Here is a 24,671-nt window from a genome sequence, read left to right on the forward strand (position 1 = left end):
GTCCGTATTCTGCATTGATTTTTACAAAACCGTTTTCGATTTTGCGCGAGGCTGAACATAAAGTTCTCCGTCCGAAGGCCGATAACCTTTGACGAGTCGGGGCAGTAACACACTTAATCACGGGACATCTGAGATGATAAACCAGGTTATCCAGCAGCGAAGCAATTCCGAGGCGAGCGTTGAAAGCTTGCAGGATCGGCGCTTTTGGCTGCAGTGCGAGCGTGCTTACACTTATCAGCCGATTTACCGGACCGACGGACGCCTGTTAGCCGTTGAGTTGTTGACGGTGGTGACGCATCCGGACAATCCAACCCAACGTATCGCGCCTGACCGTTATTTTGCCGGGGTGGCGGTGCGCCATCGCATTGATATCGTCAAAGAACAACTTCAGCTACTGGAGCAGAAGACCGACTTTTTCCAGCGTCATGAATTGCTGGCCTCTGTGAATGTCGATGGCCCGACGCTCCTCGCCATGCGCCAGCAACCCAACATGGTGCAGATGATTGAGCGGATGCCGTGGCTGCGTTTTGAGCTGGTCGAACATATCCATCTACCAAAAGAATCCTCGTTTGCCAGCATGTGCGAATTTGGCCCGCTGTGGCTGGATGATTTCGGCACCGGGATGGCGAATTTCTCTGCGCTGAATGAAGTCCGTTATGACTACATTAAAGTCGCGCGCGAACTGTTCGTGATGCTTCGCCAGACGCCAGAGGGGCGCAATCTCTTCACCATGCTGCTGCAACTGATGAACCGCTATTGCCGCGGCGTGATCGTTGAAGGGGTGGAAACGCTGGAAGAGTGGCGCGACGTACAACGTTCTCCCGCCTTTGCTGCACAGGGCTATTTTCTGTCGCGCCCGGTCCCGTTCGCCTGCCTCGATGAGGTCATTCTGTCACTGTAAAAAACGGCAGTTTCCGCTAACTCCGTCTGGCTGGACTATCTTTAGGACAGGCAAGGAAAGACGTGAGGATGCTAACTATGACCAAAGCCGGAAAAATAACTGCAGTGATAACAGGGACTTTCTTGTTGTTGATCGTGGTTGTTATCGTGTTGATAGCGACATTTGACTGGAACCGCCTCAAACCGACCATCAACCAGAAAGTCTCTACCGAACTTAACCGACCGTTCGCTATTCGCGGTGATTTAGGCGTTGTCTGGGAACGCCAGAAGCAGGAGACCGGCTGGCGCAGTTGGGTGCCGTGGCCGCACGTACATGCTGAAGATATTATCCTCGGCAATCCCCCCGACATTCCTGAAGTGACGATGGTGCACCTTCCCCGCGTCGACGCGACGATCGCCCCGCTGGCGTTGTTAAGCAAAACCGTCTGGCTGCCGTGGATCAAGCTGGTGAAACCCGATGCGCGGCTGATTCGCCTGTCCGAGAAAAACAATAACTGGACCTTCGACCTCGCGAATAGCGAAAACAAAGACCCGAATGCGCAGCCATCTGACTGGTCCTTCCGGCTGGACACTATTCTCTTCGATCAGGGGCGGATCGCTATCGACGATAAGGTCAGTAAAGCTGATATTGAGATCCTGGTCGATCCGCTGGGCAAACCGTTGCCGTTCAGTGAAGTCACGGGAAATAAAGCGAAAGGCGATAACGCGAAGGTTGAAGACTACGTATTTGGTCTGAAGGCGCAAGGGCGATACAACGGCGAACCGCTCACCGGAACGGGAAAAATGGGCGGCATGCTGGCGCTGCGTAGCGAAGGGGCAGCGTTTCCGGTACAGGCCGATTTCCGTTCCGGCAATACCCGGGTGGCGCTGGTGGGCGTGGTTAAGGACCCAATGAAGATGGGCGGCGTCGATCTGCAACTGAAATTCTCCGGGGATTCCCTGGGTGAGCTGTACGATCTGACGGGAGTGCTGCTGCCGGATACGCCGCCGTTCGAAACGGACGGTCGGCTGGTGGCGAAAATCGATACCAACGCATCATCGGTGTTTGACTACCGGGGGTTCAATGGGCGGATCGGCGACAGTGATATTCACGGCTCGCTGACCTATACGACAGGGAAACCGCGTCCGAAGCTGGAAGGAGAGGTGGAATCGCGCCAGCTCAGGCTGGCGGATTTAGGACCGCTGATCGGCGTCGATTCCGGTAAAGGCACAGAAAAAGCGCAGCGTTCGGAACAGAAAAAGGGCGAGAAGAGCGTACAACCCGCGGACAAAGTACTGCCTTATGACCGCTTCGAAACGGACAAATGGAACGTGATGGATGCCGATGTGCGCTTTAAAGGGCGGCGTATTGAACATGGCAGCAGCCTGCCTGTCAGCGATCTCTCGACCCACATTCTTCTGCAGAATGCCGATCTGCGTCTGCAACCGTTGAAGTTTGGTCTGGCGGGCGGCAGCATCAATGCGAATATCCATCTGGAAGGGGATAAAAAGCCAATGCAGGGGCGTGCGGATATTCAGGCGCGGCGTTTAAAACTGAAAGAACTGATGCCGGACGTTGAACTGATGCAGAAAACGCTGGGGGAGATGAGCGGTGACGCCGAATTTCGCGGGACCGGGAATTCCGTGGCGGCGCTGCTGGGTAACAGCAACGGCAACCTGAAACTGCTGATGAACGACGGACTGATTAGCCGCAACCTGATGGAGATTGTCGGTCTGAACGTCGGGAACTTCATCGTCGGGCAGATCTTTGGCGATGACGAAGTGCGGGTTAACTGCGCGGCGGCGAATCTGGATATCGTAAACGGCGTGGCGCGCCCACAAATTTTCGCGTTCGACACTGAAAACGCGCTGATCAACGTCACCGGGACGGCGAGCTTTGCCTCCGAACAGCTGGATTTGACCATCGACCCGGAGAGCAAAGGCATCCGCATTATTACCTTGCGTTCGCCGTTGTATGTGCGCGGAACGTTTAAGAACCCTCAGGCGGGGGTAAAGGCCGGGCCGTTGATTGCGCGTGGCGCGGTAGCCGCGGCGCTGGCGACGTTAGTGACGCCTGCCGCCGCGCTGCTGGCGCTGATTTCACCGTCAGAAGGTGACGCCAACCAGTGCCGGACGATATTGTCGCAGCTGAAGAAGTGATGCGCAGTGCCGGGTAAGGCGTCGCCACTACCCGGCATGTAAAGATTACAGCGACTGATGACGCGTTTCGTGAGTTAACAGTAGCGCGATCAGGGTTAATGCCGCCATCGATGCCAGGTAGGTTCCTACGGCGGCAAGACCATAATTGGACTGCAACCACGCGGCGATATACGGTGCGACGGATGCCCCGAGAATCGAAGAGACGTTATAGGAGAACGATGCGCCGGTGTAACGCACTTCAGTCGGGAACAGCTCAGGCAACAGTGCGCCCATCGGCCCGAACGTCAGCCCCATCAGGCTCAGTCCAAGCAGCAGGAAGGCGAAGACCAGCGCCGGATTGCCGGAGCCCAGCAGCGGTTTAAAGGCGAACAGCGCGAACAGGATAATCATTGTGGTGATGATGACCATGCTCTTGCGGCGACCAAACGCGTCTGCGAGCAGACCGGCGACCGGCACCATCACGCCAAAGCCAATGACCGCCATCATCAGCATCCACAACACGTCGTTACGCGGCAGGCCCAGACCGACCGGCGCAGCGGCGGTACTGAACGTCATCGAATACACGGTCATGATATAGAACAGCGTATAGGTCGCCAGCATGATGAACGTGCCGAGGATGGTCACGCGAACGTGTTTAGTCAGCAACGTACCCAGCGGGATTTTCACCTGTTTTTTCGCGGCGGCCACTTTAGCGAAAACCGGCGTCTCATGCAGGGAAACGCGGACGTACAGGCCGATAATCACCAGCACCGCTGAGAAGATAAACGGAACGCGCCAGCCCCAGCTCATGAACTGCTCATCCGTCAGCAGCCAGGAGAGCAGCAGGAAGGTGCCGTTAGCAAAGAAAAAGCCAATCGGTGCGCCCAGTTGCGGGAACGAGCCATACAGCGCGCGCTTACGCGGCGGGGCGTTCTCTGTCGCCAGCAGCGCCGCGCCGCCCCATTCACCACCCAGTCCCAGCCCCTGCCCAAAACGAGCCAGCGCCAGCAGAAGTGGGGCGAAAATGCCAATGGTGGCATAGCCTGGCAGCAGGCCGATGATCACCGTTGAGATCCCCATTGTCAGCAAAGACGCCACCAGCGTCACTTTACGTCCTACCCGATCGCCAAAGTGGCCGAAGAGCGCGGAACCAATTGGACGCGCGACAAAGGCGATGGCAAACGTGGCGAGCGACTGTAGCGTTGCCGCTGTCGGGTCGCCCTGCGGGAAGAAGATGTGCGGGAAGACAATCACGGCGGCGGTCGCATAAATATAGAAGTCGAAGAACTCAATGGCGGTGCCAATGAGCGAGGCGACGACGACCTTATTGCGCGAATTGACCGGAGTATGTTCCTGTTCGTTATCGAGTGTGGTGGCGGTTGCTTGCATAGTATTTTCTTATTTTTTGGCGAACGAACGGCCATATTACGCACAGCAAAAGCGACATTTCAATCTGTAACAATCGCTCGATATGGTTAAAAATCAGGCAAAAAGCGGATAATGTTTGCGCCTGCGATTTCTCGTCCATGAAATGCTTCACATAATTTAAAAATGAGTGGATAAAACTGGTTTTTGGTTAAATAAAAGTTAAGGACTGGATTTATGTGCTAAATGAACGGAGCGAGGCGGAAGTAAGTGCCTGAACATATTGCCGGATGGCGACGTAAGACACTTATCTGGCCTGGGTAGCGGGTGAAAGGTAGGCCGGATAAGCACAGCGCCATCCGGCATAATACCGCGCATCAACGGTGCGTTTTGCCCGGCATCCGGGGATCGTCTTTGTATTCGGCGGTTGCAATCCACGCCGCGCAGAACAGCGTCAGACGTGCGAAAAAGTAGAAGAACGCCATCAGTCCCAGTACGGAACCAAACGCCGCGCCGGAAGGGGATTTCACCAGCGCCGGCAGCGTCCAGGTCATGATGATTTTAATGACTTCAAAGCCAATCGCCGCAATCAGCGTGCCGCGAATCAATGCCTTTTTACGTGGACGATGACGCGGCAGACGCCAGAAAATCCAGAAGAATAACAGGTAGTTGGCAAAAATGGAGATCGCCAGGCCAATCAACCGCCAGGTGGGCTTTAGCCACTCAATGCTGTCGAGATAGAGGGCGGAGATAATCATCTGTTGCGCCGAACCGGCGACCGAGGTGATCGACAGCGTCACAATCAGTGCAATCAACAGGCCAATCAGTGAGATGAAATCGCGGAGATATTTGATCCAGATTTTTTCCTGATCCTGCGGCGTGCGCTCCCAGACGTCCCGCGACTGGGCGCGGATCGCCTCGCGCAGGTTGCCCATCCAGTTAATCCCGGAGTAGAGGGCGATCCCTAACCCGACCAGACCAACGGTGGTACGCTGCTGTACCGCCGTATTGATGGTGCTTTTCAGCGTAGCGGCAAGCGTCGGGTCGCTGACGTTCATCAGGATTTTAGTGAAGATGTCCTGCAACAGCGTGGGATGCGAGGCAAGAATAAAGCCTGCGGCGGCAAACGACACCATCAGGATGGGGATCATCGACAAAAACGAGAAGTAGGTAATGGCCGCGCCGAACTGGTTCCCTAACCGATCGTTAAAGCGTTCAGCCGCGCGGAGCAGATGCGCAATCACCGGAATGCGCTGGATTTTTTCGACGGTGGTGGTCACCGTTTTCAGCGTCTCGCTGGCGGTGCTTTTCTTCTCGTGCTCGGCGTCCCCGGTCGTGTCGATTTTGCGTACCGGGTCGTGTTCAAGTTCCTGAGTGGGGCGTTTTACGTCGTTATCCTGCATCATCAGGTCAGGCGTCCTTTTTTGTTAATTCTCTGGACAGTATAGCGTCTCAGTCCACGTAGTCCTTCATTACCCCGGTCAGCCACTCCATAAACAGGTGCACACGGCGTGAAAGATTACGCCGGTGTGGGTAAAGCAGCGATACCGGCATCGGCAAAGCGCGGTATTGCGGCAGCACCTCAACGAGCGTGCCATTGCGTAACGCCTCACGAACCCCGACGCGCGGAACCTGAATAATTCCCAGCCCAGCCAGACAGGCGGCGTGATAGGTTTCGGTGCTGTTAACCGTTAGCGTACCGCCGGTTTTTATCCACTGTGTCCCGCTGCTGGTGGCGATTTCAAAGCCCGGCGGTCGTGTTCCCAGATTTTGCGAGTAATGCACCACCGCATGGGAGGCGAGGTCTTCAAGGCTTTCCGGATAGCCAAAACGCGTCAGGTACTGTTGGCTGGCGCAGTTGATCACGGTAAGCTTGCCCAGCGGACGCGCGATCAGGCCCGAGTCTTTCAGCGTGCCGACGCGCACCACGCAGTCAAAACCTTCGCGGATCAAATCCACCAGTCGGTCACTGCTGCTGAGCTCCAGTTCAATCCCAGGGTACTGCTGCAAAAAGGCGGGCAGGCGGGGGATCACCAGATTTCGCGCGACGCCAACCGGCATATCGACCCGTAGCTTACCGCTGATGCTGGTGGGATCGTGCTGAAACAGACCGTCCAGTTCATCCAGATTGCTCAACAGATCTTTCGCCCGTTCGTAATAGACCATGCCGTCCTGCGTCAGTTGTACCCGCCGCGTGGTGCGGTGTAAAAGCTGGGTGCCAAGATGGTTTTCCAGCGCCTGAATCTGGCGCGATACGCTACCTTTCGGGAGTCCGAGCGTGTCGGCAGCGCGAGAAAAACTCTCCAGCTCTGCGACACGAATGAATAACTGCATTGCATGAATTTTATCCATCCTGTAGCCCTATTGTTGTTCCAGATGAAACAGTCATGCGCAATTAGCGACATTTATTGTTTTTCTATCACCTAATAAGCTTTACCTCAATCCACACAACAGCTGAAATGAGGTTTCTTATGACGCAACGTATCGCATTGGTGACCGGCGGGAGCCGCGGGCTGGGTAAAAATGCCGCGCTTAAGCTGGCGGACAAAGGAACGGATATTCTCTTTACTTACCACAGTCAACAGCAGGCGGCGCGGGATGTCGTCGCTGAAATTGAGCAAAAAGGCAGGAAAGCGGCGGCAATTCAATTGAATGTCGGTGATAGTGCCAGTTTTGCAGCTTTTGCCTCTGAGGTGAAAACGCAACTGAATACTCACTGGAACAGAGAGACGTTTGATTATTTAGTGAACAATGCCGGGATCGGGCTATACGCGCCGTATGCTGATACCTCAGAAGAGATGTTCGACGAACTGATGCGCATCCATTTTAAAGGTCCGTTTTTCCTGACGCAGCACCTGTTGCCGTTGATTAACGAGGGCGGACGTATTCTTAATGTTTCAACCGGGCTGGCGCGTTTTGCCCTGCCGGGGTATGCCGCCTACGCGTCAATGAAAGGGGCGATGGAAGTGCTGACGCGCTACCAGGCGAAAGAACTGGGTGCGCGTGGGATCTCGGTGAATGCCATTGCGCCCGGCGCCATTGAGACCGATTTTGGCGGTGGCCATCTGCGGGATAATAAAGAACTGAATGCGTATGTGGCTTCGCAGACGGCGCTGGGCCGCGCCGGTTTGCCCGATGATATTGGCGATGCGATTGCGGCGTTACTTAGCGACGAACTGGCATGGATGACGGCGCAGCGTATTGAAGTCTCGGGCGGGATGTTCCTGTAAGCTGAATTCAGCGAGCCTTTACGTGCGATGAATGATCATGAAATGCGAATTTTAATTCTGTAACATAATTTCGCGCAGGCGATAATTTCTTTTCTCCTGCGCGTTCGTTATTCTCACTGAAATTAAATTTTCAATTAAGATAGTGGGTAGTGAAATATAAGGAATTCCTTAAGTCATTGCCCGTTTTTTATCCCCGGATGTAATTCTCGTGTTTCAGCTGTAAAAAAATGTTTTTTTACTTCTCTCCCGACGTGATATCTGTAAAATGGCCCCCTGCCAAATGGCGAATGTTTATTTTACCCATCGGGTAATACCCTTCCCCTCCTTAATGTTATTATCGGAAACGGTGGAGAGAGTAATGCAAATCATCATGTTTGACAGGCAGTCAATATTTATTCATGGAATGAAAATCAGTTTACAGCAACGAATTCCAGGAGTGAGTATTCAGGGTGTCAGTCAGGCCGATGAACTCTGGTATAAACTGGAAGAAAACCCGGAAGCCCTGCTCATGCTGGATGGCGATCTTGACGGTGAGTTTTGCCGTTGGATCCTGCAAAAAACGGTGCAACAGTTCCCCCTCGTCAAAACCTTAATTATCGCGACGGACTGCGCGAAAAAAGGTTTACAGGAACTGACGCAATATAATGTGCTCGCGATTATTTCCCGCGATTCTGAACCGGAAAAATTTGTACTGGCGATCAATAGCGTTGCGATGGGGATGATGTTTTTACCTGGCGAATGGCTAACGACTCCGGCTGCGGAATATCGTGATATTCATGCATTAAGCGCCCGGCAGAGGGAAATTTTGACGATGCTGGCATCAGGCGAGTCAAATAAGGAAATTGGCCGGGCGTTAAATATCAGTACCGGAACGGTGAAAGCGCATCTTGAATCACTCTACCGCCGACTGGATGTTAAAAATCGCACCCAGGCGGCGATGCTGTTGGTTCAGCCTTAATACCCTGCAGTGATATTACGACCGGGATCCTGCGGTCGTAATATATTCCTGTTTTAATAACCCCAGCAGCCAATCATTCTGCCAGCGCTGTTGTAGCCAGTAACTCTCCCTGAGCGTCCCTTCCAGTATAAATCCCACTTTCTCCAGCACATGCCGGGAAGCCTGATTACCTTCAGTGACACAAGCGGTCAGACGGCGCAGACCGCCGGTGGTAAATGCGTAATCGCAGACGGCGCGTAGTGATTCTGTCCCGTATCCCTTTCCCTGCGCGCCGGGCGTCAACAAGAACCCGACCTCAGCACAGACTTCCCCTCGATGAATATAGCCCGTCACCCCGAGCGGCTTGTGGCTTTCGTTATCGCACAGGAGCAAACACAGCCAGTGAGAGTCGCCTGGACGCCATGTCGGTAAGCGAGAATCGAACGCTTCCCGAATGTCGCGCTCACTTCGCGCGTCGGCCACATGACGCATCACGTCCGGATCCTGCTGCAGCGCGAGAAAAAAGGGCCAGTCGGCAGAGGTTATCGGGCGACAGATCAGGCGGGCTGTTTTCAGTATGGGCACAGGGCTATCTCCTGGGATATTTCTCAATGTTCACGTAGCGGTCACTGTATTAATTATTGAACTTGTTATATCTATAAAAACTAATAATTAAAACAAAGAACTAAAGCAAAATTAATGGTCTTCGTATGGGGGCGCTTTTAGCGAAGGAAGAGAATGACGATTAGCGTTTTGACGACACGCACCACCTTTGAACACTGTCTGGGGATTATCCGCCAGGCCTCGGTGGAGATCCTGCTGATGCTGGGGGTGCATGCCTCTGACGGTAAAGATCCGCGATGGTTTCTGGAACACCTGGATCAGGCCCGGCTGAACCTGGGCGGCTGGAGCCAGGTCGCCCGGCGTTTGCATCTCAACGACGCGCAACTGAGCCAGTTCACGCTGCAACTGCGCCATCTCCAGCAGTGCGTACCGCAATATGACAGCGGGCAGGAGGTCAGTGAGAACCAACTGATTGCCGCCCTGCGCGTGGTCAGGTCGCTGGAATTGCTGCGCCATCATCAATCGTTACTCAATTTTAAAACGGACATTGAAGAGGCCGACCACAGTCAGCAAGTACGCGCAGAACGGCAGTTACGCACGATTGAGTTAACCCTGACTGCGCTTATCTCGCAGATGTGGCCGGATAAAACGCAGCTCAATAATTACCTCAAAGACAACTTTGGCGCGGATAAGCTCAGACGCTGGATTAAGCTGGGTGAACGCCAGGATCCGCTGAATGGGATGCGTTTTAGCGAGCTGGCGCTGATGATTGTCGATAAAAAGACCTTCACCCGCCACTATTCCGGCATCTTTAACGATGCGTCAGTGCTGAACCTGTTTGTTGAACCGCGCCTGACGTTGCGGGTGTTTCTCGATGACTGTCGCCAGGCGCGTAACACGGTGCTGGCCGGGGAGCCGCTGTCTTCGGCACAGTTGACGTTACTCTCCTGCCAGTTTCAGCATATTGTCCGTCCTGTCCAGCGGGCCTATGAGCAAGGGCGCGCCCGCATTAATCCGGCGGCGTTAATGATTGTGGAAGAGGGGCAACTGGCGCAGTTTTGGGAGGAGGCGCGGAAAAAGGATCGTCAGGCGGGAGGCGATACCGAGGAAATTGGCGAATCCATTGAACCCCTGCGCAAGCGTTCGCTGCGCACGGCGGAAGAACGTGAACAACTGATCACTGGCGTGCTCTGGGGCGCGGTGGGGCTCATGGTGATCGCCATCCTGGGCGGTGGAGCGTGGTTAGTGAGTTCGCAACCGCCCGCGCCCGCGCCGAACATCAAGATCACCCAGGCAGAGCCCAAGCGCGAATTGCCTTCCGCACGCGAAATGGTGACGCAGATGGGGATCACCTGGGATGTGTTTAACATGCGTGCGGCGATCGATCGCAATGACACCCGGGTCACCGCGCTTTTTTTGCAGGGCGGTATGAACTGGCAGGTCTCGTGGACCGAAACGGCGTTTGCCCGCAACAATACCGATGTCCTCGAGTTACTGTTGCGCTACCCTTCGCAGATGGATGAAAGCAAACCGTGTCGACGCTTTATCAATACGTTGGGTCACGCCATGTCCGGTGGTGCGCCGCTGACGGGCGAACACAAAGCTTATCTGAAGCGTTTCTGCACAGTGCCTGCGGTGATAGCGCGACAGCAGCATGATACCGGGCAGGCAGAGCGGCGTTTCCGCGCCGATCCCAGCGCGGATAACGAGAAATGGCTGAAGATTCAGCGCGCCATTTTTGACGTGATAGAGTAACCGTTATGGTTCTCCATACAGCCCAATCAGGCGCCGTGCGACGCCGTTGGTCCAGCCAAAGCCATCCTGCAACGGATATTCGCCGCCGCCCCCTTCGCGCGGGGTGCCGCTGGCGATATGGTATTTCTCAATAAGCTTATGATGTTGCTGATAAAACTGATTCACCGTCTGCAGCCAGCTATGGGCGATTTCGTCTCCCAGCGCATCATCGCCGTACATCTTAAAACCCTGAATTGCCATCCATTGTAGCGGCGCCCAACCGTTGGGTTTATCCCACTGCTCGCCGGTTTCGTACTCGGAGGCCATAATGCCGCCGGGCGTCAACAGGCGAGCACGCACGGTATCCCCCAGCCGATCGGCCTGTTCATGGGTCGCCATCCCGACGTAAAGCGGGACAATGCTGGCGGCAGAGAACAGCGCCATTTGCTCCCGCCGCCAGTCATAGTCGCGAAAGCAGCCATTTTCCTCATCCCACAGATAGCGGTTGACGGCAGCCCGTCGATTGCTCGCCTTCTGGCGGAACAGTGACTCAACGTCACGTTCGCCTTTTAGCGCTGAAATATTGGCGATGGTGCTCTCCAGTTTGAACAGAAAGGCGTTGAGATCGATAGGGATAAACTGCGTGGTGCGAATGCTCGCCAGTCGTGTGGGGTCACGTAGCCAGCGGGAAGAATAGTCCCAGCCCGATGCCGCACCGGCGCGCAGATCGCGGTACACCTCGTTCGGCGGACGACCAGAATGTTTGGCAGTTTCCACATCTTCCAGCCATGATTCATCGCGCGGCGTGTCGCGGTCATCCCAGTAGCGGTTGAGCAGTGAACCGTCCGGCATCCTGACGGCATGGCGATATGCCTGGTTGAGCACCAGCGACTCTGCGCCGTCCATCCAGAAGGCATACTCCATCTTCAGATGGTCGAGGTAGCGCCGTGCGCCGCGAACGCCGTCCTCTTCGAACAGTTCGACCATCAGCGCAAACACCGGCGGCTGCGAGCGGCTGAGGTAATAAGTACGGTTGCCGTTCGGAATATGGCCGTAGTTTTCAATCATCCACGCAAAGTTATCTGCCATACATTTCAGCAGGTCTTCGCGACCGCTTTCCGCCAGACCCAGCATGGTGAAATAGGAATCCCAGTAGTAGGTTTCGCTGAATCGACCACCTGGCACGATATAGGATTGCGGTAGCGCCAGCAGCGATGACCACGGAATATGATCCTGCGGCTCGCGGGTGAGTACCGGCCACAACTGGTCGATATGCTCTTTCAGCGAATTTTCCGGGTTGGAAACATACGCGCTGTCGAAGACTTCAGGCAGCCAGAAGTGATTTTCGACAAAGCGGCGTAAATCGAAATCCCGATGACGACGGACTTTGCGGTAGCGAATCAGAATATCGAGCGGATCCATTTTCGGCGCACAGTCAGGAAACGTTTTGCTGTCGGCAAAAATTTTCGAGGATTGTACATGCTCGAACAGTTCAAGATAGCGATCGGCTGGTGTCAGGGCGTCAGAGGCGGGGAGCCCCTCAATCATCTCAGGTTCCGGTTCTGCTTCAATCATCTCATCCAGTTTTAACTCGCACGGATCCGTTTCGTAGAAAAGATCAACGTCGATCGTGATTTCCTCTGACGGGGCGTGTTGCAGTTTCTGGTTGATCATAATGAGAAAGACCTCCGGATGGCGTCGTAAAGGATACGGGTGTTGCCCGGCTGTCTTTTAAGCGTAGACATTCGCTTCGGTGTGTGCGGTGCAAAGTGTGCGGCAGATCACGTTTACACAATCGCCGCAAACCGGGAAAAAAGCACAATACATTGATAACCGGTGATAATTTTTATTACGTGTCGACTGGCGAATCCCTATTTTCGGAACATTCGAATGAAACGAATTGTGAATATTGTCGGGACGTCGCCTGGATAAGGTTTCCCACCCCGCTGAATACGGGGATTACCATTTCTCATCACGCGCGTCACGACGCCCTTCGCGGCGGTTTTCACGTTTATCCTGGCGGCACTGGGAATTACTTTCATCGTTATTCCGGACACATTCCCGTTTTGTTTCACGACCGTCCTGACGGGCATCCTGGCGGATCTCACGGGCGTCCTGACGTTTTTCAGCCCGCGCGGTGGCATGCGCCGGGAGTGTCACAATCGGGAATAAAACGACGGCAATTAAAGCAGGAAGTAATGTCTTTCTCATCGGGTAAAACCTCTTAAAATAAATAGCATTAGATACTATTAGCGCGGCAAGTATTGCTGCGGATTTTAATTTATACCCGGGGGAAAGTCGTGTTATGAGGAGGAACTAAATTGTCCATTTTTAAATTGCAGAAAAAACCCCGTGAAATCACGGGGTCAGGAACATTAACGCATGGTCACAAACTCTTCCGCTGCCGTCGGGTGAATGGCCACGGTGTTGTCGAAGTCTTTCTTGGTGGCGCCCATTTTCAGCGCTACTGCAAAGCCCTGCAACATTTCGTCCATGCCAAAGCCGATACCGTGGATGCCGACGATTTTCTCTTCCGGGCCGACGCAGACTAACTTCATGCGGCACGGCTGACGGTGTGAGGTTACCGCGGTATACATTGCAGTAAACGAAGATTTATACACTTTCACCTGCGCATCGCCATACTGCTCGCGCGCCTGCGGTTCGGTCAGACCTACGGTGCCAATCGGCGGGTGGCTGAAGACCACGGTAGGAATATTGCTGTAGTCCAGATGCTCGTCCGGCTTGTTGTTAAACAGGCGCTCAGAAAGACGGCGACCTGCCGCAACAGCAACTGGCGTCAGCTCGACAGCGCCGGTGTTATCTCCGACCGCATAAACCCCGTCCACGCTGGTATTCTGGTATTTATCGACGACGATATACCCTTTGTCGTTGGTTTTTACCCCGGTCGCTGCCAGGTTGAAATTATCGGTTGCCGGTTCACGACCAATCGCCCAAATCAGGCAATCGACCGTTTCACTGCGACCGTCTTCCAGTTCAAGCGTCAGGCTACCGTCGGCGTTTTTCACGACAGCTTTCGGAATGGCGTGGGTGTGAAGCGTCGGGCCTTCGGCATTCATCACTTCCACCAGCGTTTCGGTAATCATCGGGTCAAAACTGCGCAGTGGCGCATGCTTACGCACGAACAGATGGGTTTTGGCACCCAGACCGTTAATCACGCCCGCCAGTTCAACGGCGATATAACCGGCACCGACAACCGCGACGCGCTCCGGCAGGGCCGGCAGTTCAAAGAAACCATCGGAGTCGATACCGTATTCCACGCCCGGAATATCCGGGTGGCTCGGACGACCCCCCGTGGCGATGAGAATGTGATCGGCAGTAATTGTTTCACCGTTGACTTCAATGGTTTTGGCATCGACGAAGCGGGCAAAACCTTTGATCACATCAACGTTATTTTTACCCAGCACGTTGTCATACGAGGTGTGAATGCGGTCGATATAGGCAGTACGGCTGGCAATCAGCGTATCCCAGTTGAATTTATTGATCGTGGTGTCAAACCCGTAGTCCGGACCATACAGGTGGATCGCTTCACGGATCTGCGCAGCATGCCACATTACTTTTTTCGGGACGCACCCGACGTTAACGCAGGTGCCGCCCAGCGCTTTGGCTTCAATCAGCGCACACTTCTGGCCGTACATGGCTGCACGGTTAATCGAGGCGATACCGCCGCTGCCACCGCCGATGGCGATGTAGTCATAATGCTTGCTCATGCGTCTTTTCCTTACGTTCTGATTGCCGCGATTGTATACCTGAAATCAATAGTTTCCACCGATGGCTGCAATTACTCTGGCACGATCCAGTTTACCAAGGTATGCCCGGTACCCGCTGGCACCAGCTTGCTGTGCAGCCACGGTAGCACTGTGTTCATTTGTGCTTCCAGCTTCCACGGCGGGTTGACCACAATCATGCCGGAGGCGGTCATGCCGCGCTGGTCGCTGTCCGGGCGGACCGCCAGCTCAATTTGCAGGATTTTACGGATGCCGGTCGCTTCCAGATCGTGCACCATGCGCTTGATTTGCTGGCGTAACACGACCGGATACCACAGCGCATACGTCCCAGTGGCAAAACGTTTATAGCCTTCGCTAATCCCGGCGACAACGGCCTGGTAGTCCGATTTAATCTCGTAAGGCGGGTCGATGAGAATCAAACCACGACGAGAGACCGGCGGCAGCTTTGCCTTCAGTTGCTGATAGCCGTCGGCACGGGCTACGCGGGCACGTTCATCTTTCTGGAATTCACCTCGCAGCAGCGGGAAATCACTCGGATGCAGCTCCGTCATATGCAGGCTGTCCTGCTCGCGCAGCAGTTGACGCGCGATCAGCGGGGAGCCGGGGTAGTAACGCAGTTGCCCGCTACGGTTGAAGTGTTTGACCACGCCGATGTACGGCTCGAGTTCGGCCGGCAGATCGTCCTGCTGCCAGATGCGGGCGATACCTTCCAGGTATTCACCAGTGCGTTCAGCATGCTCGCCGCTTAGCTGATAACGGCCCGCGCCTGCATGGGTGTCCAGATAGAGAAACGGCTTCTCTTTCTCTTTGAGCGACTCGATGATCAGGCTCTGAACCGTGTGTTTAAGGACGTCGGCGTGGTTGCCAGCGTGGAAGCTGTGGCGATAACTGAGCATGGGTAAACGTGTTCCAGGTTGTAAACGTAGGCCCGATTAGCGTCACGCTTTCGGGCGAATAAAAAGCCTATCGCCACAGTATACAGAAAACTCACCGCTGCCGCGAAAGCGCAACGCCTGGCATTGAAATCCTCTACACTTATCCCCATTCTACAGGGATATTGCACAGCGCCGGATGCGCGCGACATTCACCTTATTCTAACAGGACAGCGTTTATGACCAATCCTTTACTGACGCCTTTCGAGCTACCGCCTTTTTCCAACATTCAGCCGGAACATGTGGTCCCGGCGGTAACCAAAGCGCTGAACGACTGCCGTGAGAATGTGGAGCGCGTCGTAGCACAGGGCGCACCCTACAGCTGGGAAAATCTTTGCCAACCGTTGGCGGAAGTCGATGACGTCCTGGGGCGTATTTTTTCTCCGGTCAGCCATCTGAATTCAGTAAAAAACAGCCCGGAACTGCGCGAAGCCTACGAGCAAACCCTGCCGCTGCTATCGGAATACAGCACCTGGGTCGGTCAGCATGAAGGTTTATACAAGGCATACCGCGACCTGCGTGACGGCGATCATTACGCCACGCTGAACACCGCACAGAAAAAAGCCGTGGATAACGCGCTGCGTGATTTTGAACTCTCCGGGATTGGCCTGCCGAAAGAAAAACAGCAGCGCTACGGTGGGATCGCCACCCGCCTGTCTGAACTGGGCAACCTGTACAGCAACAACGTCCTCGACGCCACCATGGGCTGGACGAAGCTGATTACTGATGAAGCAGAGCTGGCCGGGATGCCGGAAAGCGCGCTGGCGGCAGCAAAAGCACAGGCTGAAGCGAAAGAGCAGGAAGGCTATCTGCTGACGCTGGATATCCCGAGCTACCTGCCGGTGATGACTTACTGTGACAACGGGCAGCTTCGTGAAGAGATGTATCGTGCCTATGTGACCCGGGCGTCCGATCAAGGACCTAACGCCGGTAAATGGGACAACAGCCCGGTGATGGCGGAAATTCTCGCCCTGCGCCACGAGCTGGCGCAACTGCTGGGCTTTGAAAGCTATGCCTTTAAATCGCTCGCCACCAAAATGGCGGAAAGCCCGCAGCAGGTGCTGGAGTTTTTAACCGATCTGGCAAAACGCGCGCGTCCGCAAGGCGAGAAAGAGCTGGCGCAACTGCGCGCCTTCGCGAAAACGGAGTTTGGCGTCGATGAGCTGAACCCGTGGGATATCGCGTACTACAGCGAAAAACAGAAGCAGCATCTCTACAGCATCAGTGATGAGCAATTACGTCCGTACTTCCCGGAAAACAAAGCCGTTAACGGCTTGTTTGAAGTGGTGAAACGTATTTATGGTATTACCGCAAAAGAGCGTAAGGATGTGGATGTCTGGCATCCGGACGTGCGTTTCTTTGAGCTGTATGACGAAAACAATGAACTGCGCGGCAGCTTCTATCTCGATCTCTATGCCCGTGAGCACAAACGCGGCGGGGCGTGGATGGATGACTGCGTCGGTCAGATGCGTAAATCCGACGGCTCACTGCAAAAACCGGTCGCTTACCTGACCTGTAACTTTAACCGCCCGGTGAATGGCAAACCGGCGCTGTTCACCCACGATGAAGTGATCACTCTGTTCCACGAATTTGGTCACGGCCTGCATCACATGCTGACCCGCATCGAGACCGCTGGCGTTTCCGGGATCAACGGCGTGCCGTGGGATGCGGTCGAGCTGCCGAGCCAGTTTATGGAAAACTGGTGCTGGGAACCGGACGCGCTGGCGTTTATCTCCGGCCATTACGAGACTGGCGAACCGCTGCCGAAGGAATTACTGGATAAAATGCTGGCGGCGAAGAACTACCAGGCGGCGCTGTTTATCCTGCGTCAGCTGGAGTTCGGTCTGTTTGACTTCCGTCTGCATGCGGAATTTGACCCGCAGCAAGGGGCGAAAATCCTCGAAACGCTGGCGGAAATCAAAAAACAGGTCGCCGTGGTGCCGGGGCCGTCTTGGGGGCGTTTCCCGCATGCATTCAGTCACATTTTCGCCGGTGGCTATGCGGCGGGCTATTACAGCTACCTGTGGGCTGATGTGCTGGCTGCGGATGCGTTCTCTCGCTTCGAAGAAGAAGGCATTTTCAATCGCGATACCGGCCAGTCATTCCTGGATAACATCCTGACGCGTGGCGGGTCTGAAGAGCCAATGGAACTGTTCAAACGTTTCCGTGGCCGCGAGCCGCAGCTCGACGCGATGCTTGAGCATTACGGAATTAAAGGCTAGTTCTTCAGTGAAAATTTGTTTACTGGATGAAACAGGCGCCGGAGACGGCGCCTTATCTGTTCTGGCCTCCCGCTGGGGACTGGAACACGACGAAGACAACCTGATGGCGCTGGTGCTGACACCGGAGCATCTGGAGTTGCGTAAGCGCGATGAACCGAAGCTCGGCGGTATTTTCGTGGATTTTGTCGGCGGGGCGATGGCCCATCGCCGCAAGTTCGGCGGCGGTCGCGGTGAAGCGGTGGCAAAAGCGGTGGGCGTTAAAGGCGACTATTTGCCAGATGTCGTCGATGCGACTGCGGGTCTGGGGCGTGATGCATTCGTTCTGGCCTCGGTCGGCTGTCATGTGCGGATGCTGGAGCGTAATCCAGTGGTGGCGGCGCTACTTGATGATGGTCTGGCGCGCGGCTATGCCGATGCGGAAATCGGCCCGTGGTTGCAGGCACGACTGCAGCTGATCCATGCCTCCAGCCTGACGGCGCTGACGGATATCACGCCGCGTCCGCAGGTGGTCTATCTCGACCCGATGTTTCCCCACAAACAGAAAAGCGCGCTGGTGAAAAAAGAGATGCGCGTCTTTCAGTCGCTGGTGGGCCCGGATCTGGACGCCGACGGCTTGCTGGAACCAGCGCGTCAGCTCGCAACCAAACGCGTGGTGGTGAAACGCCCGGACTACGCGCCGCCGCTGGCGGATGTTGCTACGCCGAATGCGGTGGTAACCAAAGGGCACCGGTTTGATATTTATGCCGGTACACCTTTGGCGGATTAACAGGCCGCCTGATGGCGCTGCGCCTATCCGGGCTACGACGCGGTGTGGGTAGGCCGGATGAGGCGTGAGCCGCCATCCGGCAATCACGATTATTGCGCGGTATCCGGTGTATTAATCATCCGGTTCAGCCACGGCACCATCAGCGCCATTACGACGGTGACAGCCAGCGTCACCAGCCCGATTTTACTGAACACGCCGGTATAGATCGGCAATGTCTGCAGCGGATCGGTGATGTTTTCCGGGACGGCAGTAAAGGTCGCGACGTAACCCCCCAGCAGGAACGCAGCAGCCTGCGTCAGGAACCACATCCCAAGAATAAAGCCCATCAGATGCTGCGGAACCAGTGCCGCGACCATCGCCAGCCCCAGCGCGCTAATCAGCAACTCGCCGAGGCTCTGGAACAGATAAACCAGTACGATAAACCACGGTGACGTCAGTCCCTGCGCATCGGCAAACCACATGCCTGCCGCTGCGGCGGTCAGAAAGCCCAGCGAGCACAGGAACATCCCGAGGGTAAACTTCATTGGCATCGTCAGGTCTTTGCCTTTGCTACCCAGACGCGTGTAGATCGCCGCCAGCACCGGGCTGGCAACCACCACCCAGAACGGGTTCAGTGCCTGAAAGCTCACCGGGTTAATAGTGAAACCGAGGATCTCATGGTGAACGTTATTGATGGCAAAGAAATTCAGTGATGTCGGCATCTGCGCATACAGAATGTAAAACAGTACCGCTTCGAGCATCAGGATAAACGCCACAAACATCTTGTTGCGCCCGGTTTTATCCAGCCTGAAAGCCTGGCGGAAGAAGATAATGGTCACCGCAATCGACAGAACAATCAGCACCAGGTTGGCGATTTTCACGTTGTGCATCAACCAGGCGCAGAGAAAGACCATCGCCACGGTGCCGATCAGGACATACAGCAGATTGCGGAAGCTCATCGGCAGATGGTCTGGCTCGGAACCGATATCTTTCACCATCCCGCGGCAGGCGAAATAGACCAGCAGCGCGACAATCAGCCCTGCCCCGCACAGGTTATAGGTGACGGCATAACCAAACTTATCTGCGATCACCGGCGCCAGCGACAGCGACAGCAGCGAACCGATGTTTATCGACATGTAGAACAGTGTGAATGCGCCATCCAGACGTGGATCTTTTGGCGGATAGCATTTGGAGAGCAGGCTTGCCGGGTTCGCTTTAAACAGACCGTTGCCGACGGCAATCGTCCCAAGCGCGATAAAAATAAGGTCCGGTTTGAGCAGCGACATTCCCGTCATGAAGTAACCAAGCGCCAGCACAACCGCGCCCAGCACCAGCGTACGTTTGGTGCCGAGCAGGTGGTCGCCAACGTACCCCCCAATCGAGATCAGACCGTAGACCAGTGCGGCAAAGGCACCGAAGGTGATAAACGCCTGCTCTTGTGAGAATCCCAGTTGCTTAACAAAGAAAACCGCCAGGATACCCTGAACGCCGTAATAGCCAAATCGTTCCCATAACTCGACAAAAAAGATCATGAAGAACGGGCGGGGTTGCTGCAGCAAACCCGTTGGTGCAGATGTATTCATATTGCTTCGCCTTTCAATGCCATCCCGAAAAGTATGAACGCGTAATACGAAACGCGCCGAAAAAGTCTGACTCTGTTATAGACTGCGGCCATTAGCCGGTAGCGTAGAGTATTATACAGATTGATTCCGTTCTAATCAGTTGATCACACTAATTATGATTGGAGGGGTGGGAGGTTGTACTGATCGTTAGTGGAGAGGACAGAAACAAAAACGCCCGCAAAGGCGGGCGCTCTGACATGACCGGATAACCCGGTTAGCGATGTTTTATTCTTCTTCGTCGCGTAGCGGAACAATCAGCATATCGACGTGAACAGTGTTGATCAGCTGGCGCGCGGAGGACATCAGTTTGCTCCAGAAGTCCTGGTGATGACCGCAAACGACCAGGTCCATGTCGTATTTCTTGATGGCGTCAACCAGCACCTGACCCAGATCGCCGCTGCCGCTCAGGGTTTCGGTAATCGGATAGCCTGCGTTGGTGGACAGTTCGGTCAGTGCGTGGTGAGTTTCTTCAGAAATGCGTTTTTGCATGTCGCCCAGATTGACGTCGATCAGGCCGGTATACAGGTCAGAGTAGTTCACATCAACGTGGATAAGGGAAACTTTTGCGTTGTACGGCCGTGCCATAGAGACGGCTTTTTCTACCAGAACTTTGCTTTCCGGAGAAAGATCAACCGCGATGAGAATATGTTTGTAAGCCATAGTATTACTCCTTCCATAAAGTTGTCGATGACCAGCCAGCTAGCGATTTTTCTACCTTACGTCACTCGCGTCCTGCGAACTGTGCGATATGTCTACGCGGGGCTAGCTCAGCCGCGATGAAGTGAATTGTAGAGACTATCCTTACAGTATAGCGACCTGGATAATCCGTCAATCCGCCTTGCTTACCAAATAGTTAAACAAAATATTTAGATAATTGCATTGATAGTGATTAACCTTCTGGCAAAAAAATTAACTGATCTCCTACACTATTTAGAGAGCCGCTCTGATGATAAGCTCAAAACGAGCGGTTTTTAGTCGTACTTTTTCATTGACTGTCTGGCAAGTTTCGGGGAGCGGTAGTCCCGGAGCGGAGCTCCGTGGGCGGGTCGCCGGGGAGGTCGTATGATAAGCACCGTTGCATTATTCTGGGCATTATGTGTTGTTTGCATTGTGAATATGGCGCGCTATTTCTCGTCGCTACGCGCGCTGCTCGTGGTACTTCGTGGTTGCGATCCTTTGCTCTATCAGTATGTTGATGGGGGCGGCTTTTTCACCTCGCACGGCCAACCCAATAAGCAGGTACGCCTGGTGTGGTATATCTACGCCCAGCGCTACCGCGATCATCATGATGATGAGTTTATCCGCCGCTGTGAGCGGGTACGTCGTCAGTTCATTCTGACCAGCGCGCTATGTGGGCTCGTGGTGGTCAGTCTTATTGCCCTGTTGATTTGGCACTGAGCAAAAAAAAGCGGGCCAGTTTCCTGACCCGCTTGCTACGGTAATTTCTTTTCTCTTTGCGCTTAAATCAGCTTCAGCGAGATCCAGTACAGGGTACCGGACAGCAAAATCGCTGCGGGTAATGTGAACACCCACGCCATCAGAATGCTGGTCACCGTTTTACGTTGCAGACCGCCACCGTCGACAACCATCGTCCCCGCGACGGAGGAAGAGAGTACGTGGGTGGTGGACACCGGCATCCCGGTGTAGCTGGCCAGACCGATAGAGACCGCCGCCGTCATCTGCGCAGACATCCCCTGAGCATAGGTCATGCCTTTCTTACCAATCTTCTCACCGATGGTGGTCGCCACGCGGCGCCAGCCGATCATGGTACCAATACCCAGCGCCAGCGCGACCGCCATGATGATCCAGATTGGCGCATACTCAATGGTGCTCAGCATATCGGTTTTCAGTTTCTTCAGCAGACGCTGGTCGTCAGCGCTCACGCCCGGCAGTTTCGTCACTTTATCGGTCGTGTCGGAAATGCACAGCATGATGCGACGCAGTTGGCCGCGCTGCTCAACGCTCAGCTTGTCATAGCTTTCCACATTGTTCGACAACATCGCCTTCGCGCGATCCAGCGCGTTAAGGGTGTTTGCCGGATGGCAGTGGAATTCTGCCGGCTGCGTTGCGGCCGGTTCCGGAGACGGAATCAACTGATCGACGCCCGTCACCTGTTTCAGCAGATCAGGATGCTGCTGGAAGTAGATTTCGACGTTGTTGATGGCATCACGAGTACGGGTGATTTCATAACCCGAAGCATTCATATTTACCACGAAGCCCGCCGGCGCCACACCAATCAGAACCAGCATGACCAGACCAATGCCTTTCTGACCGTCGTTCGCGCCATGCGAGAAGGCCACGCCGATAGCAGAAAGAATCAGGGCGATACGGGTCCAGAACGGCGGCTTTTTCTTGCCGTCTTTCTTTTCACGTTCCGCTGGCGTGAGGTGAATACGGGCGCGTTTTTTAGTCCCGCTCCAGTAGCGACGCAGAAGGAAAATCAGGCCGCCTGCAACCACCAGGCCAACGATGGGCGAGACGATCAGCGAGGCAAAAATACCGATGACTTTCGGGATGTTGAGTGCGTCCACCACTGACGTGCCGGTCATCAGGGCATTGGTTAAACCGATGCCGATAATCGCGCCGATCAGCGTGTGGGAACTGGAGGCGGGTAACCCAAAGTACCAGGTACCCAGGTTCCAGATGATCGCGGCGAGCAGCATGGAGAACACCATCGCAAGTCCATGCGAAGATCCCATGTTGAGCAGGAGATCGGTCGGTAACATATGCACGATGGCATAGGCTACGCTGAGACCGCCCAGCAGCACACCAAAGAAGTTGAACACCGCAGCCATGACCACCGCAAGTTGCGAACGCATCGCACGGGTGTAGATCACGGTTGCGACTGCGTTGGCTGTATCATGGAAGCCGTTGATTGCTTCGTAGAACAGCACAAAAGCCAGAGCAAGCAATAATAAAAGCCCGGTATGTAAATCCAGGCCAGCAAACAAATGTAGCATAGGACGTTACGCCATTTTGAGGACATGAACGCGGCGCATTATCAGTGACTTTAGCGGCGCGGGCAAAGTGAAATATAGACTTTTTTTGATTTAACGTCTGAATACAATAGTGCCCATAAAGAATTATCTTATATATTTCATATAAATACTTCTTCCCACGGATTTTGTCGCTGGTGCGACCACTGAGATAACTTTACAATTCACGCCCTGAATTCAGAGAGGAACGTAAAGTGGAAAGGTTTGATGCCATTATTATAGGCGCTGGCGCGGCAGGTATGTTCTGTGCAGCACAGGCAGGACAGGCCGGCAGTCGGGTGCTGCTTATTGATAATGGAAAGAAGCCTGGCCGCAAGATCCTCATGTCCGGTGGGGGTCGCTGCAACTTTACCAACCTTTATGTTGAGCCAGCGGCTTATTTGAGCCAAAACCCGCATTTTTGCAAATCTGCGCTGGCGCGCTATACCCAGTGGGATTTTATCGATCTCGTCAGTAAGCACGGCATCGCCTGGCATGAAAAAACGCTCGGGCAACTTTTTTGCGATGACTCCGCGCAGCAAATCGTCGATATGCTGGTGGCGGAATGTGAAAAAGGCAATGTAACCCTGCGCTTACGCAGTGAAGTGCTGAGCGTTGCGCAGGATGACGACGGTTTTACGCTGGCGCTGAACGGGGCGACTGTCGGTGCGAAAAAGCTGGTGATTGCCTCCGGCGGACTGTCGATGCCCGGTCTGGGCGCGTCACCGTTTGGCTATAAAATTGCCGAACAGTTTGGTCTGAACGTTCTGCCAACCCGCGCCGGGCTGGTGCCGTTTACCCTGCACAAACCGCTGCTGGAGCAGCTTCAGGTGCTGTCTGGCGTTTCCGTTCCGTCGGTCATCACCGCACAGGACGGTACCGTCTTTCGTGAAAATCTGCTCTTTACCCATCGCGGCCTTTCTGGTCCTGCGGTTTTACAAATTTCCAGCTTCTGGCAGCCAGGCGAATTTGTCAGCATTAATTTACTGCCAGATGTCAGTCTGAATGACGTCCTGAACGAACAGCGCAGCGCCCATCCGAATCAAAGCCTGAAGAATACGCTGGCGATGCTGCTGCCGAAGCGTCTGGTCGAGTGCCTGCAACAGCTCGGGCAGATCCCTGACGTCTCGCTCAAACAGCTCAACGTGCGCGACCAGCAGACGCTGATCGACACGTTGACCGACTGGCGCGTACAGCCGAACGGCACTGAAGGCTATCGCACGGCAGAAGTGACGCTTGGCGGGGTAGACACCCACGAACTGTCGTCACGTACCATGGAAGCGCGCAAGGTGCCGGGTCTTTACTTTATCGGCGAAGTGATGGACGTCACCGGCTGGCTGGGCGGTTATAACTTCCAGTGGGCGTGGTCCAGCGCCTGGGCATGTGCACAGGATCTTGCCGGGGAGTAAGTCATTCACCCTGTATATCATTACCAACCATAAGCGAATAGACATCACCCATAATGATGCTAGTATTCCATTGATACTAGCTATGAGTATGCGTGTTTCATTTACGGCCAGGAACGCTGATGATGACAACATTACTACCCGTTTTTCGCACTTCTCTGTCATTCACTTTCCT

The 24,671-nt window shown here is 54.6% G+C and carries 20 protein-coding genes; 9 read left to right on the top strand and 11 right to left on the bottom strand.

Going from position 1 to position 24,671, the window contains the following annotated elements:
* The first annotated feature begins 133 nt into the window (after positions 1-133).
* Together pdeH and HVZ37_RS01175 are read left to right on the top strand one after the other, a co-directional pair.
* On the top strand, positions 134-901 hold the full coding sequence (pdeH, locus tag HVZ37_RS01170; RefSeq protein ID WP_042998540.1) for a cyclic-guanylate-specific phosphodiesterase: 768 nt from the start codon (positions 134-136) through the stop codon (positions 899-901).
* Between the two features lie 77 nt (positions 902-978).
* Positions 979-3,039: an AsmA family protein gene (locus HVZ37_RS01175; RefSeq protein WP_044267258.1), complete on the top strand. Its 2,061-nt coding sequence runs from the start codon at positions 979-981 to the stop codon at positions 3,037-3,039.
* A 45-nt stretch (positions 3,040-3,084) separates the two neighbouring features.
* On the opposite strand, the gene HVZ37_RS01180 is transcribed toward HVZ37_RS01175, so the two are convergent.
* The 3 genes from HVZ37_RS01180 to HVZ37_RS01190 all read right to left on the bottom strand — a co-directional run bounded on the left by HVZ37_RS01180 (position 3,085) and on the right by HVZ37_RS01190 (position 6,735).
* Entirely contained in the window at positions 3,085-4,407 is a 1,323-nt protein-coding gene (locus tag HVZ37_RS01180; protein ID WP_042998538.1) for an MFS transporter, read from the bottom strand.
* A gap of 353 nt (positions 4,408-4,760) precedes the next feature.
* The gene (yhjD, locus tag HVZ37_RS01185) at positions 4,761-5,789 is read right to left on the bottom strand and encodes an inner membrane protein YhjD (protein WP_044253716.1); all 1,029 of its coding nucleotides are present in this window, start codon (positions 5,787-5,789) and stop codon (positions 4,761-4,763) included.
* Positions 5,790-5,835: 46 nt separating this feature from the next.
* Positions 5,836-6,735, bottom strand: a complete 900-nt coding sequence (locus HVZ37_RS01190; protein WP_042998536.1) for a LysR family transcriptional regulator — start codon at positions 6,733-6,735, stop codon at positions 5,836-5,838.
* A 119-nt stretch (positions 6,736-6,854) separates the two neighbouring features.
* Between HVZ37_RS01190 and HVZ37_RS01195 the strand changes: the two genes are divergently transcribed.
* Positions 6,855-7,613, top strand: coding sequence for an SDR family oxidoreductase (locus HVZ37_RS01195; RefSeq protein ID WP_042998535.1), 759 nt, complete (start codon positions 6,855-6,857; stop codon positions 7,611-7,613).
* Between the two features lie 358 nt (positions 7,614-7,971).
* Positions 7,972-8,571, top strand: a complete 600-nt coding sequence (locus tag HVZ37_RS01200; RefSeq protein WP_042998534.1) for a response regulator transcription factor — start codon at positions 7,972-7,974, stop codon at positions 8,569-8,571.
* A gap of 15 nt (positions 8,572-8,586) precedes the next feature.
* On the opposite strand, the gene HVZ37_RS01205 is transcribed toward HVZ37_RS01200, so the two are convergent.
* The gene (locus tag HVZ37_RS01205) at positions 8,587-9,135 is read right to left on the bottom strand and encodes a GNAT family protein (protein ID WP_181628037.1); all 549 of its coding nucleotides are present in this window, start codon (positions 9,133-9,135) and stop codon (positions 8,587-8,589) included.
* Positions 9,136-9,288: 153 nt separating this feature from the next.
* Between HVZ37_RS01205 and HVZ37_RS01210 the strand changes: the two genes are divergently transcribed.
* Positions 9,289-10,869 (top strand): STY4199 family HEPN domain-containing protein, encoded by a 1,581-nt coding sequence (locus HVZ37_RS01210; RefSeq protein ID WP_042998532.1) that lies wholly within the window; start codon positions 9,289-9,291, stop codon positions 10,867-10,869.
* Positions 10,870-10,872: 3 nt separating this feature from the next.
* Here the strand turns inward: HVZ37_RS01210 and HVZ37_RS01215 are convergent, their stop codons facing one another.
* From HVZ37_RS01215 to HVZ37_RS01230, 4 genes are all read right to left on the bottom strand, one after another.
* The gene (locus tag HVZ37_RS01215) at positions 10,873-12,522 is read right to left on the bottom strand and encodes an alpha,alpha-trehalase (protein WP_181628038.1); all 1,650 of its coding nucleotides are present in this window, start codon (positions 12,520-12,522) and stop codon (positions 10,873-10,875) included.
* 285 nt (positions 12,523-12,807) lie between these two features.
* A complete protein-coding gene (locus tag HVZ37_RS01220; RefSeq protein ID WP_044253705.1) occupies positions 12,808-13,059 on the bottom strand; it encodes a hypothetical protein in 252 nt (83 codons plus the stop codon).
* Positions 13,060-13,223: 164 nt separating this feature from the next.
* Entirely contained in the window at positions 13,224-14,576 is a 1,353-nt protein-coding gene (gene gorA / locus HVZ37_RS01225; protein WP_090050220.1) for a glutathione-disulfide reductase, read from the bottom strand.
* 71 nt (positions 14,577-14,647) lie between these two features.
* Positions 14,648-15,490: a 23S rRNA (adenine(2030)-N(6))-methyltransferase RlmJ gene (locus HVZ37_RS01230; RefSeq protein WP_042998528.1), complete on the bottom strand. Its 843-nt coding sequence runs from the start codon at positions 15,488-15,490 to the stop codon at positions 14,648-14,650.
* 215 nt (positions 15,491-15,705) lie between these two features.
* Here HVZ37_RS01230 and prlC point away from each other — a divergent pair, with 215 nt between their 5' ends.
* Entirely contained in the window at positions 15,706-17,748 is a 2,043-nt protein-coding gene (gene prlC, locus HVZ37_RS01235) for an oligopeptidase A (RefSeq protein ID WP_181628039.1), read from the top strand.
* A 7-nt stretch (positions 17,749-17,755) separates the two neighbouring features.
* A complete protein-coding gene (gene rsmJ, locus HVZ37_RS01240) occupies positions 17,756-18,514 on the top strand; it encodes a 16S rRNA (guanine(1516)-N(2))-methyltransferase RsmJ (protein WP_042998526.1) in 759 nt (252 codons plus the stop codon).
* Between the two features lie 89 nt (positions 18,515-18,603).
* On the opposite strand, the gene dtpB is transcribed toward rsmJ, so the two are convergent.
* Both dtpB and uspA read right to left on the bottom strand, forming a co-directional pair.
* Positions 18,604-20,076 (bottom strand): dipeptide/tripeptide permease DtpB, encoded by a 1,473-nt coding sequence (gene dtpB, locus HVZ37_RS01245; protein ID WP_042998525.1) that lies wholly within the window; start codon positions 20,074-20,076, stop codon positions 18,604-18,606.
* Positions 20,077-20,340: 264 nt separating this feature from the next.
* Positions 20,341-20,775 carry a universal stress protein UspA gene (gene uspA / locus HVZ37_RS01250; RefSeq protein ID WP_000323571.1) on the bottom strand — a complete coding sequence of 145 codons (435 nt, stop codon included), beginning with the start codon at positions 20,773-20,775 and terminating at the stop codon, positions 20,341-20,343.
* A 402-nt stretch (positions 20,776-21,177) separates the two neighbouring features.
* Between uspA and uspB the strand changes: the two genes are divergently transcribed.
* Complete coding sequence (gene uspB, locus HVZ37_RS01255; protein ID WP_042998524.1) at positions 21,178-21,513, top strand: universal stress protein UspB; 336 nt, start codon at positions 21,178-21,180, stop codon at positions 21,511-21,513.
* Between the two features lie 62 nt (positions 21,514-21,575).
* Here uspB and pitA read toward each other — a convergent pair whose 3' ends face one another.
* Complete coding sequence (gene pitA / locus HVZ37_RS01260; RefSeq protein WP_042998523.1) at positions 21,576-23,075, bottom strand: inorganic phosphate transporter PitA; 1,500 nt, start codon at positions 23,073-23,075, stop codon at positions 21,576-21,578.
* Between the two features lie 230 nt (positions 23,076-23,305).
* On the opposite strand from pitA, the gene HVZ37_RS01265 reads away from it, so the two are divergent.
* Positions 23,306-24,499: an NAD(P)/FAD-dependent oxidoreductase gene (locus HVZ37_RS01265; protein ID WP_042998522.1), complete on the top strand. Its 1,194-nt coding sequence runs from the start codon at positions 23,306-23,308 to the stop codon at positions 24,497-24,499.
* The last annotated feature ends 172 nt before the right edge of the window (positions 24,500-24,671 follow it).

Source organism: Citrobacter sp. RHB35-C17, assembly GCF_013816795.1.
In the GTDB taxonomy this organism is placed as follows: domain Bacteria; phylum Pseudomonadota; class Gammaproteobacteria; order Enterobacterales; family Enterobacteriaceae; genus Citrobacter_A; species Citrobacter_A amalonaticus.

Coding starts and splice junctions, on each gene's coding strand:
- pdeH (WP_042998540.1), top strand. CDS start 134: ATGATAAACCAGGTTATCCAGCAGCGAAGCAATTCCGAGGCGAGCGTT.
- HVZ37_RS01175 (WP_044267258.1), top strand. CDS start 979: ATGACCAAAGCCGGAAAAATAACTGCAGTGATAACAGGGACTTTCTTG.
- HVZ37_RS01180 (WP_042998538.1), bottom strand. CDS start 4,407: ATGCAAGCAACCGCCACCACACTCGATAACGAACAGGAACATACTCCG.
- yhjD (WP_044253716.1), bottom strand. CDS start 5,789: ATGATGCAGGATAACGACGTAAAACGCCCCACTCAGGAACTTGAACAC.
- HVZ37_RS01190 (WP_042998536.1), bottom strand. CDS start 6,735: ATGGATAAAATTCATGCAATGCAGTTATTCATTCGTGTCGCAGAGCTG.
- HVZ37_RS01195 (WP_042998535.1), top strand. CDS start 6,855: ATGACGCAACGTATCGCATTGGTGACCGGCGGGAGCCGCGGGCTGGGT.
- HVZ37_RS01200 (WP_042998534.1), top strand. CDS start 7,972: ATGCAAATCATCATGTTTGACAGGCAGTCAATATTTATTCATGGAATG.
- HVZ37_RS01210 (WP_042998532.1), top strand. CDS start 9,289: ATGACGATTAGCGTTTTGACGACACGCACCACCTTTGAACACTGTCTG.
- HVZ37_RS01215 (WP_181628038.1), bottom strand. CDS start 12,522: ATGATCAACCAGAAACTGCAACACGCCCCGTCAGAGGAAATCACGATC.
- HVZ37_RS01220 (WP_044253705.1), bottom strand. CDS start 13,059: ATGAGAAAGACATTACTTCCTGCTTTAATTGCCGTCGTTTTATTCCCG.
- gorA (WP_090050220.1), bottom strand. CDS start 14,576: ATGAGCAAGCATTATGACTACATCGCCATCGGCGGTGGCAGCGGCGGT.
- HVZ37_RS01230 (WP_042998528.1), bottom strand. CDS start 15,490: ATGCTCAGTTATCGCCACAGCTTCCACGCTGGCAACCACGCCGACGTC.
- prlC (WP_181628039.1), top strand. CDS start 15,706: ATGACCAATCCTTTACTGACGCCTTTCGAGCTACCGCCTTTTTCCAAC.
- dtpB (WP_042998525.1), bottom strand. CDS start 20,076: ATGAATACATCTGCACCAACGGGTTTGCTGCAGCAACCCCGCCCGTTC.
- uspA (WP_000323571.1), bottom strand. CDS start 20,775: ATGGCTTACAAACATATTCTCATCGCGGTTGATCTTTCTCCGGAAAGC.
- uspB (WP_042998524.1), top strand. CDS start 21,178: ATGATAAGCACCGTTGCATTATTCTGGGCATTATGTGTTGTTTGCATT.
- pitA (WP_042998523.1), bottom strand. CDS start 23,075: ATGCTACATTTGTTTGCTGGCCTGGATTTACATACCGGGCTTTTATTA.